At 37.8% G+C, this 21,388-nt stretch carries 17 protein-coding genes and 1 tRNA gene; 8 read left to right on the top strand and 10 right to left on the bottom strand.

Translation table 11 applies throughout. From position 1 onward, the window contains the following. The first annotated feature begins 28 nt into the window (after positions 1-28). Entirely contained in the window at positions 29-790 is a 762-nt protein-coding gene (locus tag LVD51_RS06630; RefSeq protein WP_236970420.1) for a hypothetical protein, read from the top strand. Positions 791-917: 127 nt separating this feature from the next. Then, positions 918-1,445, top strand: a complete 528-nt coding sequence (locus LVD51_RS06625) for an SRPBCC family protein (RefSeq protein ID WP_236970419.1) — start codon at positions 918-920, stop codon at positions 1,443-1,445. On the opposite strand, the gene LVD51_RS06620 is transcribed toward LVD51_RS06625, so the two are convergent. After that, the gene (locus LVD51_RS06620; RefSeq protein ID WP_236970418.1) at positions 1,442-2,632 is read right to left on the bottom strand and encodes an HD domain-containing protein; all 1,191 of its coding nucleotides are present in this window, start codon (positions 2,630-2,632) and stop codon (positions 1,442-1,444) included. The genes LVD51_RS06625 and LVD51_RS06620 overlap by 4 nt on opposite strands. A gap of 98 nt (positions 2,633-2,730) precedes the next feature. Between LVD51_RS06620 and porX the strand changes: the two genes are divergently transcribed. The 3 genes from porX to LVD51_RS06605 all read left to right on the top strand — a co-directional run bounded on the left by porX (position 2,731) and on the right by LVD51_RS06605 (position 5,642). Then, a complete protein-coding gene (porX, locus tag LVD51_RS06615; protein ID WP_236970417.1) occupies positions 2,731-4,287 on the top strand; it encodes a T9SS response regulator signal transducer PorX in 1,557 nt (518 codons plus the stop codon). 174 nt (positions 4,288-4,461) lie between these two features. Further along, complete coding sequence (locus LVD51_RS06610; protein ID WP_236970416.1) at positions 4,462-5,352, top strand: hypothetical protein; 891 nt, start codon at positions 4,462-4,464, stop codon at positions 5,350-5,352. A gap of 41 nt (positions 5,353-5,393) precedes the next feature. After that, positions 5,394-5,642, top strand: a complete 249-nt coding sequence (locus tag LVD51_RS06605; RefSeq protein WP_236970415.1) for a GlsB/YeaQ/YmgE family stress response membrane protein — start codon at positions 5,394-5,396, stop codon at positions 5,640-5,642. 315 nt (positions 5,643-5,957) lie between these two features. Here the strand turns inward: LVD51_RS06605 and LVD51_RS06600 are convergent, their stop codons facing one another. The 4 genes from LVD51_RS06600 to LVD51_RS06585 form a co-directional block, all read right to left on the bottom strand. Continuing rightward, positions 5,958-7,328, bottom strand: coding sequence for an NAD-dependent succinate-semialdehyde dehydrogenase (locus LVD51_RS06600; RefSeq protein ID WP_236970414.1), 1,371 nt, complete (start codon positions 7,326-7,328; stop codon positions 5,958-5,960). 146 nt (positions 7,329-7,474) lie between these two features. Then, positions 7,475-8,773, bottom strand: coding sequence for a Gfo/Idh/MocA family protein (locus LVD51_RS06595; RefSeq protein ID WP_236970413.1), 1,299 nt, complete (start codon positions 8,771-8,773; stop codon positions 7,475-7,477). 74 nt (positions 8,774-8,847) lie between these two features. Continuing rightward, positions 8,848-9,744, bottom strand: coding sequence for a formylglycine-generating enzyme family protein (locus tag LVD51_RS06590; protein ID WP_236970412.1), 897 nt, complete (start codon positions 9,742-9,744; stop codon positions 8,848-8,850). 296 nt (positions 9,745-10,040) lie between these two features. Beyond that, complete coding sequence (locus LVD51_RS06585) at positions 10,041-11,054, bottom strand: FAD:protein FMN transferase (RefSeq protein WP_236970411.1); 1,014 nt, start codon at positions 11,052-11,054, stop codon at positions 10,041-10,043. A 106-nt stretch (positions 11,055-11,160) separates the two neighbouring features. On the opposite strand from LVD51_RS06585, the gene LVD51_RS06580 reads away from it, so the two are divergent. The 3 genes from LVD51_RS06580 (at position 11,161) to LVD51_RS06570 (ending at position 14,747) form a co-directional block, all read left to right on the top strand. Beyond that, a complete protein-coding gene (locus tag LVD51_RS06580) occupies positions 11,161-12,075 on the top strand; it encodes a hydroxypyruvate isomerase family protein (protein ID WP_236970410.1) in 915 nt (304 codons plus the stop codon). Between the two features lie 182 nt (positions 12,076-12,257). Then, positions 12,258-12,332 (top strand) — tRNA-Val (locus tag LVD51_RS06575). Positions 12,333-12,491: 159 nt separating this feature from the next. After that, positions 12,492-14,747, top strand: coding sequence for a DUF7133 domain-containing protein (locus tag LVD51_RS06570; protein ID WP_236970409.1), 2,256 nt, complete (start codon positions 12,492-12,494; stop codon positions 14,745-14,747). Between the two features lie 146 nt (positions 14,748-14,893). On the opposite strand, the gene LVD51_RS06565 is transcribed toward LVD51_RS06570, so the two are convergent. The 5 genes from LVD51_RS06565 to trpS form a co-directional block, all read right to left on the bottom strand. Beyond that, on the bottom strand, positions 14,894-15,292 hold the full coding sequence (locus LVD51_RS06565; RefSeq protein WP_236970408.1) for a hypothetical protein: 399 nt from the start codon (positions 15,290-15,292) through the stop codon (positions 14,894-14,896). Between the two features lie 166 nt (positions 15,293-15,458). Next, on the bottom strand, positions 15,459-18,314 hold the full coding sequence (gcvP, locus tag LVD51_RS06560) for an aminomethyl-transferring glycine dehydrogenase (protein ID WP_236970407.1): 2,856 nt from the start codon (positions 18,312-18,314) through the stop codon (positions 15,459-15,461). A 164-nt stretch (positions 18,315-18,478) separates the two neighbouring features. Continuing rightward, positions 18,479-19,738 (bottom strand): methionine adenosyltransferase, encoded by a 1,260-nt coding sequence (metK, locus tag LVD51_RS06555; protein ID WP_236970406.1) that lies wholly within the window; start codon positions 19,736-19,738, stop codon positions 18,479-18,481. A 9-nt stretch (positions 19,739-19,747) separates the two neighbouring features. Further along, a complete protein-coding gene (locus LVD51_RS06550; RefSeq protein WP_236970405.1) occupies positions 19,748-20,356 on the bottom strand; it encodes a fumarylacetoacetate hydrolase family protein in 609 nt (202 codons plus the stop codon). Positions 20,357-20,358: 2 nt separating this feature from the next. Beyond that, a complete protein-coding gene (trpS, locus tag LVD51_RS06545) occupies positions 20,359-21,378 on the bottom strand; it encodes a tryptophan--tRNA ligase (protein ID WP_236970404.1) in 1,020 nt (339 codons plus the stop codon). Between the last annotated feature and the right edge of the window lie 10 nt (positions 21,379-21,388).

Genomic DNA, 21,388 nt, shown 5'->3' with positions numbered 1-21,388 from the left:
CTTAATACCAACACCAAAACCCGTGATCATGAAATACAGTTTATCCAATATTTGGCAAATGGCTAGACCAACACCAGATTTCAACAGCCATATAGTCTCAAAAGCCCAAAATGACTATCCAACCATAACTTCTATTAAAACCAAGACCAAGGATGGCAATACTCAAATACAAAAAATGGAATACGATCATAGAGGTAATTTAAATATGCAAACTGTTGGTCACCAAAAATATCATTACAAAATCAACGAAAATGAAAAATGTGCTGAAACATTAATTTTTCAAGGGAAATATCTTATCGGCCGTCACTCCTATATTTACGATAACGATGAACGTTTAATTAAAATATTTGAATTCGGCGGAAGGAATCAAAAACTTAAACAACTCCATACTTTTGAATACAATATCCACAATCAACTCAGTGGTCATCACATTTTTTCTGCTTATTTGAACGACTATTTATCTCGTTCATTTTATCAGTGGACAAATGAAAATATAAGTGCTAAAATCACTTTCAATCACAAAAAGGAAAAAATAAAAACCCTATTCACATTTGATACACAGAGAAATACTAATTATCAACATCCTTTATTTATCAGGTCTGTTCAAGGGTGGAATAAAAACAATATCCTTCAAAAAAAGCAAACTATTTGTGAATCTACTTCTGGTAGAGAGAATGAAATCATTGATTTCAAAATTGATTTTCACAAATCTGGACTTATCAAAGACATTACAGGTAGTAATGGACAAAAGACAGCTTTTTCGTACAGCAGAATTTTTTCAATATTATAGACAACAATTAAAACCTCACCTTTAAAAAAGAATAATACACTACATAAAGGCTTTTACACTATCATATTTCAGTTATTTTTATTAATTTACAAATAATTACATTTTATTTAATATAAATTAATAAAAAATGACTTTCATATATGTTCTCATCGTTCTGGTGGTAATCATTTTTGTTCTTGGAGCTATTGCACCCAATGAGTTAAAATCGAGCCGCAGTATCAACATTGATCGTCCTCTTCACGATGTTTATGAATACTTAAGCTTCCTCAAAAACCAAGATGAATGGGCTAAGTGGAATCGATTAGACCCAGATATGGAAAAGAAATACACTGGAGAAGATGGTCAGGTAGGATTTGAATCTTATTGGAACAGCAATCACAAGCAAGTAGGTGAAGGCATTCAAATCATTAAGGCTTTGGAACCCAATCATCGCATTGATACCAAATTGATCTTTCTCAAACCATTTAAGTCGGAAGCAGACGCCTATTTGACCTGCAACAGCATCAACAGCGATGAAACTGAAGTCACATGGGGATTTACCAGTCCAATGAAAAGACCAATGAATATCATGATGCTATTTGTCAATATGGAAAAACAAATTGGAGCCGACTTTGAAGAAGGACTTCAAAGACTTAAAACCATCTTAGAATCTTAAAATTTAGGATAAACCAAATAATGCTTTTTCGTTTGACTATTGGTCGCTCCTAATTCTGAGATTTCTTCAAAAGGAAGAATTCTACCGTCCTTCATCAAAAATTTTATTTGATGAGGAATATCGTTGTAGAATTGAGTGGTTTCGGTTCCACTGAAAATCAATTTTTCCGCCAGATCACGATCAATTTTTAAAAAATCACCAACCTTGGTATGTATATTCTCCATTTCTGCCTCAGCAAAAGCTTTAGTTTGAAGTTGAGTCCGAAACAACCTTCGATTGAGCAGGCCTTCACATAAATAACTAAACAAATCATCTTCCCAATACTCGTGTTGTTTTAAGGCATACAAGACATCAATATCGTCAATTTTTAAAAAATCTTGCAATTGAAAATCAGTATGGGAATGTCTTAACAAATGTTGTAAGGGGATTGAAATGGGAGCCAAATGACTGGCATTCACTACTAAATATTTAAGTCGTTCTACAGCTGAAATCAGCATTTTCTCTGCTGCCAAAACCGTTTTATGCATATAAACCTGCCAATACATAATTTTTCTGGCCATTAAAAACTTCTCAATGGAGTAGAGCCCTTTTTCCTCGATAACCAATTCATTGTCCACTACATTCAGCATTTTAATAATGCGATCCGTACCAATTTTCCCCTCCACGACACCGGAATAAAAACTATCTCGGTTTAGATAATCCAGTCGATCTACGTCCAATTCACTAGACACCAATTGATGTAGGAAACTGCGATGATATTTTCCAGTAAATATTTCTATGGCCAAATCCAAGTCTCCTTCATATTTCTGATTGACCTCCTTCATTATCTGAAGAGAAATATCTTCATGAGACTGATGAATCAATACTCCTTCCAATGCATGGGAAAAAGGACCATGTCCAATATCGTGCATTAAAATGGCCAAACACGATGCCTCAGCCTCTTCATCTGATATCAAAATCCCCTTGCTGCGAAGATGTTGTATACTTTGCCACATTAAATGTAAGGCACCTAAGGTGTGATGAAATCGAGTGTGATTGGCACCGGGATAAATAAGATTCGTCATTCCCACTTGGTAAATCCTGCGCAGACGTTGAAAATAGGGATGTTCAATTATATCAAAAACCAGTTCAAACGGTATATTTATAAATCCATAAATTGGATCGTTAATAATTTTCTTTTTATTCATTGTATCTTGAAATAGTAATAATAAAAATAAATTTAACGTTTTTTGATTGCACTTAGCCGTTAAGATTTTTTTTAATAAAATTTAAAAGACAAAACTCTATGACAAACGATATCCAAATTCTTTGGGCAGACGACGAAATTGATTTACTTAGACCACAGTTATTATTTTTAGAAAAAAAAGGGTATCAGGTCATTACCGTTACCAATGGACACGATGCCGTAGAAGAATTAGCTGAAAATAGCGATATCAATTGTGTCTTCCTCGATGAGAGTATGCCTGGGATCACGGGCTTGGAAACATTGAGCAAGATTAGAGAAATCAACAAAAATGTTCCCGTTGTCATGATCACCAAAAACGAGGCCGAATCTCTAATGGATGAAGCCATCGGGTCTGAAATTGCAGATTTTTTATTAAAACCTGTCAATCCAAATCAAATTCTACTTACCCTGAAAAAAATCATCGACAATCAGCGCCTAGTGCGAGAAAAAACGGTCACCGACTACCAACAAGAATTTAGAAGTATCTTGATGGAAATCAATGGTCGATTGGATTACAAAGAATGGGTGCAGATCTATAGAAAAATCATCGACTGGGAATTGAAATTATCCAAATCCCAAAGCGATCAAATGCAAGATATATTGACCATGCAAAAAAGCGAGGCCAACAGCGAATTCTCAAAATTTATTGATCGCCATTATTTGGATTGGATGGATGGGATAGATGCCCCTATTATGTCTTCATCCTTGATAAGAGAAAAACTTATCCCCAATCTCAATGATCGCCCAACCATCTTCTTGTTGTTGGACAATCTTCGATATGACCAGTGGGCTATTCTCGAACCCATATTTAATGAGGCTTTCAAAATAGAATCAGAAGAATATTTTTACAGTATTCTACCCACGGCAACACAGTATAGTAGAAATGCTATTTTCGCTGGTATGATGCCAGCAGAAATCGAGAAAAAATATCCTAATTTTTGGAAGAACGACAATGAAGAAGGAGGTAAAAATCAACATGAAGCGGAGTTTTTGGAAGGTCTTCTAAAAAGATATATGCACAAGGATATAAAGCATGAATACGTAAAAGTATCCAATGCCTATCAAGCTAGTGAAATGGAAGGCAAGGCCATGAATTTTCTCAATAACGATTTAACCGTTATTGTCTACAATTTCATAGACATGATGTCTCATGCTCGAACAGAGATGGAAATGCTAAAAGGATTGGCCAGTGACGAGAGGGCCTACCGATCGATTACCAAGTCATGGTTTCTCCATTCACCATTATGGAGTGCTTTGCAAAAACTTGCCGAACACGATATCAATCTATTTGTAACCACAGATCACGGAACCATCCGCGTAAAACAACCCTCAAAAGTTATCGGCGATCGCGAAACCACGACCAACCTCCGCTATAAAGTGGGTAAAAACTTAAAATACGATAGTCGTGATGTGCTTGAAGTCAAAAATCCACAAGAAGCCCACCTCCCTAGACCCAATGTGAGCTCGACTTTTATTTTTGCTAAAGAAGACCATTTCTTTCTTTACCCCAACAACTACAACTACTACAATAATTACTACAAAAACACCTTCCAACACGGAGGGATCAGCTTAGAAGAGATGATTTGTCCCTTCATTCATCTCAAATCTAGATCATAATTTATCGTAATTTTTGACACCATAGAATCATCTAAATAAGTGTTAACTTCCTTCGAGGTTAACACTTATCTTGAATGGTAGAACTGTATTGATTTTTAATCTTTTATAACAAAAAGATAATTATGAAATTTAACAAATATTTTGTATTTTTCATCAAACAAATCAAATACTACAATGAATCTTACCTTTTCCTCTTTCAAGTCAATTATTCCTTCGATTTTGGGCTTATTTCTCTTCTCGATAGCCTGCAATTCAAGTCAGTCCAATTCAGAAGAATCAGCAGTTCCCGTTAAAACAGAACCGGTTCTGACCATGGATTGGAAAACCGACACCGTATTTACAGGATCAGAATCCACTTTATACGATCCAGTTTCCAAAGCCATATATGTATCTAGTGGCAATACAAAATCAAGCCTAAAAGACGGAGATGGCTTTATATCCAAGATTCGTCCCGATGGCACGATAGACAATTTAAAATGGGTGGTAGACTTAAATGCCCCCAAGGGAATGGCCATCAACGATCACAAGCTTTACGTATCCGATATCGATGAAATATTGGGCATCAACCTCAACGATGGAAGCATTGCCGAAAGAATAGCTGTAGACAGTGCCAAGTTTTTAAATGATGTATGCACCGATGGAGAATACATTTATTTTTCGGATATGAGAGCCAATACAGTATACCGACTTAAAGACGGACAGTATGAAGCCATCGCCGAAAACGTTCCCAATATCAATGGATTGGAATGTCACGCTGGACAATTATATGGGCTGTGTAAAGAAGGATTGGTTAAGTTTAATGCCGATGGAAGTTATACTACTTTAAATACTGAAGTTTTGGGTGGTGATGGTTTAGTGATTTTAAACGACACTACTTTTATTGCCAGCCGTTGGGGCGGACAAATTTTTTATATCTCCGGAAGTAAAACTACTTTGCTGGTAGACACTCAAGAAGAAAAATCTAATACAGCAGATATTACTTTTGTTCCCGAAACTCAACAAGTTATTGTTCCGACTTTCCTCAAAAATGAAGTGGCGAGTTATTCACTTTCTTTTGAGGAATAATTTTATATGAAACGATTTTTTTTCACCCTTAAACTTAACATATGAGTTGGTTAGTTTGGATTATTTTTGGTCTAGTCGTAGGCGCTATTGCAAAGTTTATTCACCCAGGAAAAGACCCAGGGGGATGGATAGTGAGCATAATTATTGGAATACTAGGAGCTGTTGTCGGCGGATGGATCGGCACATTCTTAGGATTTGGCGACGTCGATGGATTCAACCTCAAGAGTATTATCTTGGCCGTTGGTGGAGCTGTATTACTATTGTTTGTTTACAATAAAGTAAAGAAATAGCCATTCTTTGGTATTCCAATCGGAATACTAGTAAAACATATACTTATGCTGACAAGGATTATAGTTCTTAGTCAGCATAAGTTTTTATTGACTATAGATTAACCTTGAATTTGTCTAATTGAAAATTTAAGCAAACGTTTTATTGATGACATTAGCTATTGTAGAATTATACCAAATACGTTTATAATTGTCGGTAATATTTAGATTTGTTTGAAATCGAGACATTACAATACACCATTGGTATTATTCTCCCCTCCTTCACATCAAGTGAAATATTATATACACGCCTATTTCTGAGAAATAATTGATTCTTGGTTATTTTATGTATACGGTTTTCTTATTGACAAAAGCCATCAATCCCTCTTCAGCCAATTCACGGCCATATCCAGAATTTTTCACCCCTCCAAATGGCAGTCTCGGATCAGATTTCACCAATTCATTAAAGAATACCGCTCCTTCATTTATCTGAGGAAGATATTGACTCACTCCTGCCACATCTTCAGTAAAAATAGAAAGACCTAGGCCAAATTTTGAACGATTGACCAATTCAATGCCCTCTTCGATATTTTCCGCCTTTACAATAGCCGCTACAGGACCAAATAATTCTTCTTCAAAGGCCAAATTTCCAGGTTCAACATTTTCCAAAATCGTCGGTGAATAAAAAGCGCCTTCTCTCTGACCTCCCAAAGTCAGCACACTGCCTTGTTGGATACTGGTCTTTACTTGACCTGCAAGTTCTTCGGCCAATTCGGTGGATGCCATTGTTGCCAATTGAGTCTGATTATCCATGGGATTGCCCAATACTAGGTCTTTGCACTTACGAGTAAATTTATCTACAAATTCATCGTAAATATCGGGCAGTACAATGAATCTTTTTGCTGCAATACAACTCTGTCCGGCATTCTGAAATCTAGCCCAAACCATGGCATCGATATAGCGATCCACATCGGCATCGTTTAATATAAGGGCAGCATTATTGCCTCCCAATTCCAATAAAGAGGGTTTTATATTTTGACCACAAACTGCGGCCACCGACCTCCCTGCGGCCTCACTCCCAGTTAAGGAAACTGCTCTCACAGCCTCATTTTCGATAACCTTAGCCACCCGGCGACCAGGTATTACGAGAACTTGAAATACTCCAGAATCACATCCTATTTTTAAAAATAAATCGCGGATAGCTAAAGCGGACCCAGTTACCAAAGAAGAGTGTTTTAGTAAGAGGGTATTTCCTGATAAATAAGTTGGAACTGCAAAACGAAAAACCTGCCAAAAAGGGAAATTCCAAGGCATAACTCCAAGAACAACGCCCAAACCATCTTTGCTGACCCAACTTCGATCCGCATCCGTTGAAATAATATCATCTGCCAAAAACTCTGGAGCTTTTTCTGCATAATACCTACACAACCAAGCACATTTCTCAATCTCTCCAATGGACTGACTAATGGGTTTTCCCATTTCCATAGTCATCAACTTGGCCAGTTTCATCTTTTCGTTTTCCAAATGACGAGATAAGTCTTTGATTCTCTCACATCTTTGATTCAGCCCTTCGGCCTTATCACTTTTTTGCTGACGATGAAATGTCAACGACGCCCTTTTTATAATATCGTTTACCTCTTCATCGGAATGCAATGAATATTCTCCGACTACTTCGCCAGAATATGGATTGACACTTTGTATGATCTTCATTTCTATGATAGATTTTTTTAGAGAAGTAAAATAAGAAATATCTCTCCAACCTGACAATTAGATGACTAAAGTCATAAATTAAACAAAAAAAAGCGCTTGTCTACTAATGCAAACAAACGCTTATATTCTTTTATAAAGTTTAAATCCTAAGACTTAAAGTAATCTGTAACCCCTGGTTGAGCACAAGGATACAATCCATCGTCACCTGGTAAAACTGGTGGAGTAGCATCCCATGAATATTCTTCGGGTTGAATAGACAATCCCGAGTTGAGTGCAGCTTGTTGATCAATTACTTTTCCAGAATAAGTAGCCAATCGACCTACAATGGCAGTCAAAGTAGTATGAGCGCCGTATTCCGCATTAGAGAATTTATACTCTCCTTTAGAGATCGCATCAAACAATAAGTTGTGTTCCTCTTGATAAGGATTGTTTTCTTTATTGGCTTTATCAAATTGGTAAAGCACATTTCCTTTTAAATCTTCGATCCGTCCCTGACGACAGAAGATACGTCCTTTTGTCCCCGTCAATATTTCATCTACTCGAGTAAAGGTTCCCGGTTGATGTCTACATTGTGAATTCATAACCACACCGTCGTCATAAGTAAATTCGACAAAGTGATGATCAAAGATTTCACCGTATTCTTTGCCTACTCTCATCACTCTACCTCCCATTCCTTGAGCAGTAGTTGGAGTTTGATCTTTGAACCAATTCACCACATCAATATTGTGGATGTGTTGCTCTACAATATGATCTCCACACAACCAATTGAAATAATACCAGTTGCGCATTTGATATTCCATCTCATTCATCGATGGTTTTCTAGGTCTTACCCAAAGAGCACCTTGATTCCAATATACCTGTGCTGAAGTGATATCGCCGATCATACCGTCTTGGTATCGCTTAATCATTTCCAAGTATGAGTTTTGGTATCTTCTCTGCAATCCAACGATTACATTCAATTTTTTACTTTTGGCCATCTGAGCTGTTTCCAAAACAGATTGAATACCAGCTGGATCAGTGGCTACTGGTTTTTCCATAAACACATGTTTGTCACGTGATATTGCTTCTTTGAAGTGAATCGGTCTAAACCCTGGAGGCGTGGTAAGTATAACTACATCGGCATGATCCATGGCTTTTTTATAACCATCGAATCCAGAATACTGACGACTGGTAGGCACATCGATGCGATCTCCACCTTCGCCTTCCATTTCCTCTTTAAGATTTTTCAAACTGTTTTGCAATCGATCCATAAAAGCATCGGCCATGGCAACCAATTTTACTTTTGGATGAGATTTAAGTGCTTGAGCTGCTGCACCTGTACCTCTTCCTCCACATCCTATAAGAGCAACCTTAATTTCGACTGCCGCCGATTCAGCATAAAATCCCGCCGTTGCTGCAAATGGAGAGGCCATTACTCCTCCGGCAACCAGTGCTGTACTTTTCATAAAATTTCTTCGATTAAAGTTGTTATCTCCCATAGTATTTTAATATTTAGATGATTATGGATAATTAATATTTATTACTTAATATATTGAGCATAAAATGCTTCGATTTCTTCTTCTGTCATTTCAACATTGGGGCGTACCAATCTAAACCCTATAAATGGAGCATCGGTATTCCACCATCGGCTTTTGGGAATCTGAGGATCTCTTCTATTCCACAACTTATCCGACTTTATTCTCATTGCACAAGATACCTCTGCAGCTGGCGATCTAAAGTGTCCACCTTTTAAGGTTACATAACTTTTGCGGGAAACCGGTACCAAGACAGGATCTTCACTTCCCACTTCTGCTAATTGAGCTTTGTAATCCTCGGTATATGCATCGATGGTCCATTCTGCTACATTGCCCAACATATCGTGAATCCCCAATTTGTTGGCTGCTTTTTGCCCCACTTTGGTATATGCGTTATTGCTATTGTCCGCAGTGACTGCCAAATCGTCCTCAGAGGTAGATTGACCAGCCTCACAAGCCATTTGCCATTCCGCTTCTGTAGGTGGACGATAGAAATGTCCCGTCTTGTTATACAACCATTTACAATACATCATTGCACCGTAAAGTGACATACTGTTGGCTGGGAAACCACCTTCTTTTCCCATCCCTAAAGTGAAATCGATATAGGGTGGACTCGGACGAGTAATGGCGTCCATGGTCTCATTCTGACTAAAAGTCTCATCTTGCATAAAATGAGTATATTCATCATAGGTCAACTCATTGGTGGCCATCCAAAAAGAAGTCACCTCTACTTCAACTTCACTCCCTGCTATCACGGTCTTCACCTCTCCTCCTTTGACAGGAACCATCTCAAATGCCAGTTCAGAGTTGGGAATGGTTTCTTCGTAGGCTTTAAATTCACCTTGCGACCAAACCAAATGATTTCCCATCATAAACAAAACAAAACCTAATAATATTTTCATAGAAAAATTTGAATTAGAAAATTACTTAAAAACCCTAAAGTAAATGCATAATACTGACAAATATAAAAGAATATAGCACTAATATTAAAAAATTAATATGCAGATCTTCAACTTATTGCCATCTAAATACATTAATCGTCTATCTATAACCCAACAATAAATTCTGCCAATTTATTGTCTTTCTGTTAAATACATGTATATTAAAAGACAAAATAATACCATTTACTGTATATTTTTTATTTTTCTAAAAAAATAAAATTTTCAACAACCCAGCTAAATTCGTCTAGGATTCTCCATCACTTTTTAAGATATTTAGAAAATCCCCTACTGAATATACTGGCAACACCTCCTGCCTTATCGAAGGTTATTAAGACTTCGACATCAGGGCTTTTATTAGCCACAGCTATTGCTTCTTCTGGCTCTAAAATAGAAAAATAAGAAGCATAAAAATCCGCCTTCCATCCACACTTGGCGATCGTGGTTACATTGCTGTGATGAGATACAGGAAGTCCAGTGACTGGATTAATTATATGAGAATAAATCTTGCCGTCGATCTCTATGGTTTGATAAGTAGTTCCAGAAGTAGCTACGGCACGATGAGATAAGGCTAGAGATTGGTTAGACAAACTCGTATGACCGGGCATTTCTACCCCAATAGCCCATGGTCCAGTAGGTTTTTCCCGACCTAATACCATATCACCTCCTGCATTGATTAAGACTCTTTTGTATTTGTATTTTCGCAATGATTTCAAAGCGAGGTCGGTAACATAGCCCTTCCCTATTCCTCCAATATCGATGACTACACTGTCTACCCCCCATTTTACCCGATTACCCCGAAAACGCAATTTATTCAGAGAGAGACTTGGTTTTAAACTCTTTATAATCGCACTGTCCACCGGATGATCCCATACTTTTTTCGACTTCCAAAAACGAATTAGCCTCCCAGCAGAAACATCAAATACACCATCACTTTTTTTATAGGCTCGTTTTGACCGTTTTAATATACCGAGTAAATCCACAGATACTTTGACCCAATTTCCAGCCTTCTGTTGATGACAAAACTCATTGATTTCACTATCCGCATCATAGTAATTGATCGCATCTAAAGCTTTCTCTAGTCTGTGAAAAACCTGATCTGTATTCACAGAAATACCAGTTGTGTCTTGAGTATAAATCACTATGGTAAACGGGCTGGCCATCAAGTTTCGAGTTTCTGAATACTTCAAAAACAACTTATTGTCTTGCGAATGAGAGACTACTACATTTAAAGTTAGAATAAAAAGAAAAGCAAATCGGCTATATATCCTCATAAATTTTGGAATAGAATTAAATTATCCTTGAAAATATTCATAAAAGTAATAATTTAGCGAAGAATAATATTAATCTCTATATCCATAAAATCATAATATACCCATCATGAATAGACGAAAATTTGTTAAAAATAGTGTTTTGACCGCTTCTGCACTTTCAATAGGTTCTCAAATGGCTGAGGCCGCTGAGAAAAAAGAAATAAAGGGAGAAACTTTCAATCTCAATTATGCCCCTCATCAAGGTATGTTTAAAAATCATGCAGGTGACAACTTTATCGATCAGATCAAATATATGGCAGACTTGGGTTTTCGGTCTATTGAGGACAATGGGATGATGAAAAGATCGGTTGATGAACAAGAGAAGATTGGTAATACTCTAGCTTCACTGGGTATGGATATGGGTGTATTTGTTATTGATAAAGGAGGTAATGGCGCCAACACCTTTGCGGCTGGCAAAGAAGAGTACAATGAAATATTTCTAAAGAGTTGTCACAAGGCAGTAGAAGTTGCTAAAAGAACCAATGCCAAATGGATGACAGTGGTTCCAGGAAATTTTGAAAGAAGACTGCCTTTAGATATCCAGACAGGTAATGTAATAGAGACCCTTAGACGAGGAGCAGAAATCTTTGAACCCCATGGCTTGGTTATGGTTTTAGAACCATTGAGCGATTCTCCCGATTTATTCTTGAGAACCTCTGTTCAGACACATATGATCTGTAAAGCCGTAGATAGCCCATCGTGTAAGATCTTATACGATGCCTACCATTTGCAAAAAAATGAAGGCAACCTTATCACCAATATGAAATACTGTTGGGACGAAATCGACTATATCCAAATCGGAGACAATCCCGGTAGAAAAGAACCATATACTGGAGAGATCAACTACAAGAATGTATTCAAATTCCTTTACGAACAAGGCTTTAAAGGCATTGTAGGAATGGAGCACGGTCTGAGTGAAGGTGGTAAAGAAGGGGAAAACAAACTTGTAGCTGCCTATCGAAAAGCCGATGACTTTTTATAAGCACTAAAAATTTTGTACTTCTGTAATTATCCAATCTAAAGCTAGAAATATCTTTAGCAATACGGTTATTAATATATCTTATATTGGAGCATAGAAATTACAAATACTAATTATCGGTTAAAACATCAAAAATCATAATTATTTACCAAAATATTTATATTTTTGGCGGACTTTAATAGTAAGGGTGATTAGCTCAGTTGGTTTAGAGCACTGCCTTGACAGGGCAGGGGTCAGCGGTTCGAGTCCGCTATCGCCCACTAATATACAGAAACTTACACATATACAACAGACTAATATAATAGTCACATCTTCATATGTATCGTAGTGTTGTATATGTTAATGAATGTAATAATGTCATTATCAGTCAAGCAATCGGTTTATACCGAGCTTAAAAACAATTTAACATTACTGGCGCGATGAAATACATTTTTCAGATTTTAACCCTCCTTTGCCTAATCAATTTCTCCTCGTGTACGTACACGGTAGATGTTTCCGAAAACGAACCCCCTATCGACTTATCTCATTATCAAGTTCAAGATGGTTTCGAATTGGAAATGATAGCCAGTGAACCTTTGGTCGAAGCTCCGGTAGATATCGTTTTTGATCCAAGCGGCAAGTTATGGGTAATAGAGATGAAGGGATATATGACAGATTATGCTGGAAGTGAAGAAAAATTACCTTCGGGACAAATATCATTTTTAGAAGATCGCGACAATAATGGGAGAATGGATACCAAAACGGTTTTTCTCGATAGTCTCGTCCTTCCCCGAGCCATGAAGTTTGTCAATGGTGGATTGCTCTACTCTACCCCACCTTCACTCTGGTGGGTTCCCATAGAAAAAGGAAATCGCCCCGGTAAAAAAGTCTTGGTAGATGATGACTATGCTGTAGGTGGAAATGTCGAACATCAACCCAACGGTTTAATGTACCATTCCGATAATTGGATATACAATGCCAAATCCAATAAAAGATATAGATATAGAAACGGAAAATGGGAAGAAGAGTACATCTTCTTGCGTGGACAATGGGGGATTACTCAAGACTCATTGGGCTACATATATACCAATGACAATTCCAACCAATTTAAGGGAGATTATTTCTTACCTGGGATATTGGACAACAACAAAAATTTAGCTACACCACCTGGGGTCAATCTAAGTGTAGTGAGAGATCAAAGTGTCTACCCTTTGCATCCTACTGCCGTAAACAGAGGTTATATGGAAGGAATCTTAGATCCAGAAACCAAAATACTTAACAACTTCACCTCGGCATGTGGGCCACTTTTTTATCAGGCTAATGGTTATAATGGACTATTAAATGGACAGGCATTTGCCTGTGGACCAGAAGCCAATTTAATCAAGAGAAATCTTGTCTCTTATGAAGATGTCGCCATTAAGGGAGAACAATACTACGACAACAAAGAGTTTATAGTGGTGGATGACGAGACTTTTCGTCCCGTCAATCTAAAGACCGGCCCAGATGGTCTGATCTACATAGTCGATATGCATAGGGGATTATTGCAGCATAAAACATACCTTACCTCCTATCTGAGAAATCAATACGGTGAACGCAAGCTAGATACCTTGGTTAATTCTGGGCGAATATTGCGCATCAATCACGAGAATGTCACACCATCTCCTATCCGTCCCATCCAGAATCTATCCTCAGCTGACCTGATTCAATTACTCGGTGATGACAATCCATGGTACCGCCTCAACGCTCAACAATTGTTGGTTGAAAGAAACGATGCCTCAATTGCAGATCAACTGAGAACACTGATCAAAGAAAGTAATTCTACAACGGCACAACTCCATAGTTTTTGGACATTGGAAGGACTGAATGCACTGACCAACCAAGATCTCCATGAAGCCGTAGATCATAATCCCGATTATTTTATGGGACATGTTGTAAAGATATTGATGGAACAGCCCAAGCTCATGGATAACGGCTTAAAATCAAAATTGTATAACTATTGGAAAAATACTTCCCAACTTAAAAACAAGTTTTATTTAACAGCCATCTATTCTTCAATTAGCGACCAAACCGATAATGTGGAGTTAATGGAATTCATCGAAGGACTATCACCAAAGAATAAACAATACGCCGTATATTTTGCATTGGCCAATAAAGAAGGTCAGGAATCTAGCCTTATCCAACCTTTGATGAATCTGACAAAGTCTCAACCCGAAATTCAAGCCGATTTAGACAAATTACAACAGCGAATTGCCTCCAACATAGATTACTATGCAAAAGTAAAGGCCAATGCTGGTAAAACAGACTCTGGCTTGGAAATATTTGAGTCCAATTGTGCAACCTGTCACGGTAGAGATGGAAAAGGGATAGACCATGTTGCTCCACCTTTTTACCATTCTGAATATATCGAGGGAAGAGATACTTCATTGGCTCTAATCGTTCTACACGGATTAAAAGGTCCACTAACGGTTAACGGAAAATTATATGAATTTCCTTCTGTTATGCCAGGATTGGTTGAAAATACTGAATATTCTGATCGAGAAATAGCCAGTGTATTGTCATATATCAAAAATGCATTTGGTCGAAAGCCCAAAAGTTTATCTCCCAACTTTATAAAGGCTATGCGTGCACATAAACCAGCTGCCAATGAAGTGTATACCGAAGAAACTCTAAAGCAGAAAGTTAAAGAACTTAAGTAGGGATAAACTGCACAAACTTAATTAATTAAAATAGGCCAATTACCTTTAATAATTTTATCTACACAGGGTTACAACAAGAGAGAGTAATACGAATTACATTTATAATTAACGGAAATCTTATAACTACCACTTGAACAGCGTCACTACTACTGAACTTTTTTGTAATATTGAACCTGAGTGGTTTGTTCTCCTTCGCTGGAAATATAGATCTTGGTCAATTTTAATTCTCCTGACTCCAGCACTTCTCGCACAACCATGGACTCTACTTGTTCATCGACCATGGTGGTAGTGGTTAACACATTTTTCCCTCTAAATTTGCCTATGAATTTGGTATTGTCCAATCGGTTCTTTCTGGGAATCCCATCGGTATTGACAGTGTACCCTATAAAACCGCGCTTGTTATCTGATGTAGTCCATTCAGACTGAATCATCATTTTGTTTTTATCCACCTTTTTTATTACGTATGTATTGTATTTACGGTCAGTTGTAGCGACTGCAGTTCTATCTGAAGGGAGCATTTCCCAAGTACCAATCAATTTATTCATAAAAATCGTTCATTATTAGGATATAGTAATATATTAACCATTGATATACAATGTTTAAAGCCTATTCTTGATAAGCAACTTACACTAATAAAACGGAATTGATATGGTATTGTTTTACCGAGTTCGAAAAACAAAATCTTAATGTTTTCACTCCTTTTACAACCATCTATGTTTGAGTGATATAGTCTTCAATGGGTGGGCAGGTACAAATTAAATTTCGATCGCCATAGGCATTATCTATTCGTCCTACCTGAATATAGAATTTATGACCTTCTCTTAATGAATCCAAAGGATACAAAGCTTTTTGTCTCGAATAAGGATAAGGCCAATCGTCCATAGTGGCTATAAAAATAGGATGAGGTGCATTGACCAAAACATTGTCGTCTTTGGGATATTCACCCAAAGCTACCTCATCGATCTCGGCTCGAATAGCTACCATGGCAGCGATAAATCGATCCAATTCTACTTTGTCTTCACTCTCCGTCGGCTCTATCATCAAAGTACCTGCTACTGGGAAAGATAGTGTGGGAGCATGAAATCCGAAATCGATTAACCGCTTGGCTACATCCTCGGCACTAATGCCCACTTCTTTAAATTTTCTTAAATCCAATATCAATTCATGACCTACAAAATCACCACTTCCCGTATATAATATATCGTAGTGAGAGGACAAAACCGTCTTGAGGTAATTGGCATTGAGGATGGCGTACTTTGTAGCATTTTTTAATCCCCTAGCCCCCAACATTCTAACATAGGCATAGGAAATCAATAAAATACTAGCCGATCCATAAGGAGCTGAAGCAACGGCATCAATACTCTTTTGGCCTTCATTGGCTTCCAAATAAGGATGTCCTGGCAAGTAATCACTTAGCGCTTCAGTTACACAGATAGGTCCTACCCCTGGCCCACCTCCTCCGTGCGGGATGGCAAAGGTCTTATGCAAATTTAAGTGACATACATCGGCCCCAATAAATCCAGGCGAGGTATATCCAATTTGTGCATTCATATTGGCACCGTCCATATAGACCAATCCTCCGATGGCGTGAATCATATCACAGGCTTGTTTCACTGTGGATTCGAATACCCCATGGGTCGATGGATAAGTCACCATAAAGCCGGCTATCTCAGAACCATGTCTATTTATTATATCTTCTAAGTCCTTTAAATCGATATTGCCATCTTCATCAGATCGGACAATGGCTACATCGTATCCTGCCAATACGGCTGAAGCTGGATTGGTTCCATGAGCCGATGCTGGAATTACAATTAGTCTGCGATCCGCCCCTCCATGGTCTTCATGATAAGCTCGAATAACTAAGAGCCCAGTAAATTCACCTTGCGCGCCAGAATTTGGCTGAAAAGAGCAAGCGTGAAATCCAGTAATTTTAGCTAAATACTGACCGAGATCTTCAATTATTTCACGGTACCCAAGGCTTTGATTCTGAGGAACAAAAGGGTGTAATGTCGAAAACTCCGTCCAAGTAATAGGAATCAATTCAGAGGCTGCATTGAGCTTCATAGTACAAGATCCCAAAGGAATCATAGAATGAACCAATGACAAATCTTTGTTCTCTAAAGATTTAATATAACGCATTAGATTAGTCTCCGAGCGATATTGATTAAATACGGGATGACTCAATATAGCGTCGGTTCGCAAATATGTATCCTCTAATTTTCCGGTATAAGACAATTCAGTGACCGTTACTCCAAATATTTTCAATATAGCTAAAACCTCACTTTCAGTAGACAACTCATCCAAAGAAATCTGAATACCTTCATTGGTATAGTGAAAGTTGAATCCAGCCTCTAGGGCAAGCTTTCTAATTTCACCCTGGTCTTCCGGAGACATAGGCAACACTATAGTATCGAAAAATACCGTTTCGGCCACCTCAATTCCACCGGCAGCTAAGGCTTGATAGAGACTATGGGTCAACAAATGAGTTCTTAGGGCAATTCGTCTAAGATTTTTGGGGCCGTGATACACAGCATACATCCCAGCCATAATAGCCAACAAGGCTTGTGCTGTACATATATTCGAGGTCGCTTTTTCTCTTTTAATGTGTTGCTCTCTGGTTTGTAATGCCATTCTATATGCTGGATTACCATGAACATCCTTACTCAATCCGATGATTCGTCCAGGAATAACTCGCTTGTATTTGTCCAAACAGGCGAAATACCCAGCATGTGGGCCTCCAAAACCGATGGGTACACCGAAGCGTTGGGTAGTTCCTACGGCTACATCAAATCCTAAATGTCCGGGGCTTTCCAACAGTGTAAGTGCTAACAAGTCGCAGATAGCGATCAAACCGATACCGGCATCAGACAGAGCGCTATATTTATCTTTAATATGAGCTATATTCCCTCGGCTATCCGGATATTGAATTACTACTACTCCAGCAGTTTCAACATCTACTTCCGAAATATCTCCAAATAATTGGATACTGTAGCCCAAAGGTTTCGTTCTAGATAATATCACTGATCGTGTTTGCGCGAACACGGTGTCTTGAATAAAACAAATGGACTTGGGATTTTTCTTATTCTTTTTATTGACACTAGCCATCAGCATGGATACGGCTTCAGCTGCTGCTGTGCCTTCATCCAATAAAGATGCATTGGCTATGGGAAATCCAGTTAGGTCGGAAACAACGGTCTGAAAATTAAACAAAGCTTCCAAACGCCCCTGAGAAATCTCTGCCTGATATGGAGTGTATTGGGTGTACCATCCTGGATTTTCCAAAATATTTCTTCTTATGGCAGAGGGGGTATGGGTATTGTAGTAACCCTGACCAATCAACGATCTAAAGACCTTATTTTTCATGGCTTTCGTCTGAATATGACTTAGATATTCAGCCTCAGTCATTGCAGGTAGGTCTAAATCAAAATGAGACAATTGGATTTCTGCTGGAATGATTTGTCTAACCATTGCATCTGTTGAATCCATACCAATGGTTTTCAACATTGCTGATTTTTGTTCATTAGAAATACCGATATGCCTTCTTTCGAAATTAATTAACTGGTCCATAATCAAAAATAGGTTTCAAGAATGGTCGTATTATATGAAAAACATTAATACCCCTTCTTAGTTTAAGAGATAAAACAAATTTAATGGATAATTTATGACAATAAATGTCAATCAATAAAATTATCGATTAAAACTACATGAAATAACAGTATATAGATGGTATTCTAGCCCAGATTAAATGCGGCTTTGATATCGTCTACCCTATCCTCTTTTTCCCAAGAGAAAGTTTCAATTTCTTCCACTTTAACTTGGCCGTTGTATTTTAATTCTACCGATTTTATACTTGGTATTCTACCCATATGTCCATAGGCAGCTGTTTCAGAAAATATTGGTTTATTGAGTTGATAAGTTTCTATGATGGCAGAAGGACGCAAGTCAAAAAGTTCTAATACTTTCTCAGCGATTTCACTGTCTTTCAATTCCACCTTAGACGTTCCATAGGTATCGATGAACAAACCTACCGGCTTGGAAACACCGATGGCATAAGCCACTTGTACCAAACATTTATCAGCTATTCCTGCAGCCACTAAATTGCGTGCTATGTGACGCGTTGCATAGGCCGCTGAGCGATCCACTTTAGTCGAATCCTTTCCTGAAAATGCACCACCACCGTGAGCACCTTTTCCACCATAAGTATCGACAATGATTTTTCGACCAGTTAAACCAGTATCGCCGTGAGGTCCACCAATCACAAATTTTCCAGTTGGATTAATATGATAGGTAATCTTATCTGTAAACAAATTTTGAACCGACTCGTCGTACTGAGCAATGACTCGTGGCATTAGGATGTTCTTGATATCAGCATCTATCTTCTGTAACATTACACTGTCGTCTTCATCAAAGGCGTCGTGTTGAGTAGACAGAACTATGGTATTGATTCTAAGTGGCTGATGATCGTCAGAATATTCAATAGTGACCTGCGACTTAGCATCTGGTCTTAGATATTTAATTTCGTTATTTTCCCTTCTCAACTCGCTCAGTTCAAACAACATCTTGTGGGCGATATCCAATCCTAGAGGAAGATAGTTACCGGTTTCGTTGGTAGCGTATCCAAACATCATTCCCTGGTCACCCGCACCTATATCTTTGACTCCTTCCTTCTCATCTACCCCCATGGCTATATCTTCTGATTGCTCATGCAATGCATTGATAACGGCACATGAATTATAGTCAAATCGATAATCGGCTTTGGTATAACCTATTTTTTTTATCGTATCTCGAACAATTTTTTGCAAATCGATCACTGCAGTAGAACGCACTTCTCCAGCTACCATAACCAATCCTGTGGAAACCATGGTCTCACAAGCCACTCGCGACTTAGGATCTTGATTTAAATAAGCGTCGAGGACGGCATCAGAAATTTGATCTGCTACTTTATCTGGATGTCCTTCTGAAACGGATTCTGAAGTAAAAAAATACGACATATTATATTTTTAAATTATAGTACAAGATAATACTTTCCTTCCATCTATCACACCTTCTAAGACATCTCCTTTTTCAACTTTCCCTACTCCTTTTGGAGTACCAGTAAAAATAATATCTCCAGCTTCCAATGTGAAAAACTTTGACAAATAAACAATAATATCCGAATATGAAAAAATCATTTCGTTAGTATTTCCATTTTGAACTTGTTTCCCATTTTTATAGGTCTCAAAATGGTTATTGTCACTTAAGGAACTATTAAATGATAAAAAACCACCTATGGCAGCTGATCCGTCAAATCCCTTGGCTATTTCCCAAGGTTGTCCTTTTTGTTTTAATTGGGATTGTATATCTCTAGCGGTAAAATCAAAACCAAACGCTATTTGATTAAAATATTGATGTGCTTCTTCTAAAGCAATATTTTTTCCTGTTTTGGAGATTCGAATAACGATTTCTCCTTCGTAATGTATTTCTTTTGAAAATTCAGGATAAACAAAGTCTTGATTATTTTGAAGCAAAGCCGTCGATGGTTTCATAAATATCAATGGCTGATCCGGGACCGGATTATTCAATTCTTTAGCATGGTCCACGTAATTCCTACCCACACAAAAAATCTTCATCTTTAGTATTTTACATTAAGTATTCCGGTTATTGCTCTCACATCCTTCAATGTACTTTGCGCTTTCTTGCGGATGACATCGGTGGATGCTTTTACCATGTCTCTATAACGACGCTTTTCGGAATTAATTTCCTTGTATCGCTCTCTAGACGATTCCAAAAACACCATTAAATTATTGGCAACTTCTTCTTTGAGATCTTTATATGACAGTCCACCATTTTGATAAGCCGCCATCAATTGCTGATGACTATCTATACCATTGGTCGACCAAAGTATTTGAAACAAATTACTAACTCCTGGACTCATTTCTCCACTGGTATTTTCACCAGTATCGGTCACTGCAGAATTGATTTGTTTTCTAATTCGCTTTTCGTCTCCAAAAATATTTATAAAATGCTTTTCACCCAAACTCTTACTCATCTTCTTCAACGGATTGGCCAAAGATTGTATCTTTGGTGTTTCCGTAAATAAAGGTTGGGGTAATTTAAAATACTCAACGCCAAACTGGTAGTTAAACCGTTGGGCTATATTTCTAGATAATTCTAGGTGTTGTTCTTGATCTTTACCCACAGGCACAAGGTCGGCATTGTAGATCAAGATATCTGCGGCTTGCAGGACGGGATAAAAAAACAAGGCCGACGAAATAAATTCATCTTTTCCATTGTTTTCGAGCAATTGATCGCTCTTGTCCTTGAACTGTGTCATACGAGTTAGGTCTCCATATGAGCAGGTTGTGGACAAAATCCAACAGAGTTCCATATGTTCAGGAACCAAAGATTGGATAAACAAGTTATCGGCACTCACACCCAATGCGAGCAATTGATAAATCATTTTCCAAGTAGCTTCTTCTAATTTTTTGGCATTATACGGCATGGTCATGGCATGTAAATTGGCCACACCGAGCACACAGGAATATCGATCCTGGATATCCACCCAATTTTTGACTGCCCCTAAATAATTACCTAAATGAATGTCTCCTGTCGGTTGAATTAAGGATAGAACCTGTTTGGTTGATACCTCCATTATATGATTT

It is taken from the genome of Membranihabitans marinus, from assembly GCF_021729155.1.
Taxonomy (GTDB): domain Bacteria; phylum Bacteroidota; class Bacteroidia; order Chitinophagales; family Saprospiraceae; genus Membranihabitans; species Membranihabitans marinus.
The sequence above is the reverse complement of the archived record's forward strand: the minus strand, read 5'-3'. Positions and strand labels throughout refer to the sequence as shown.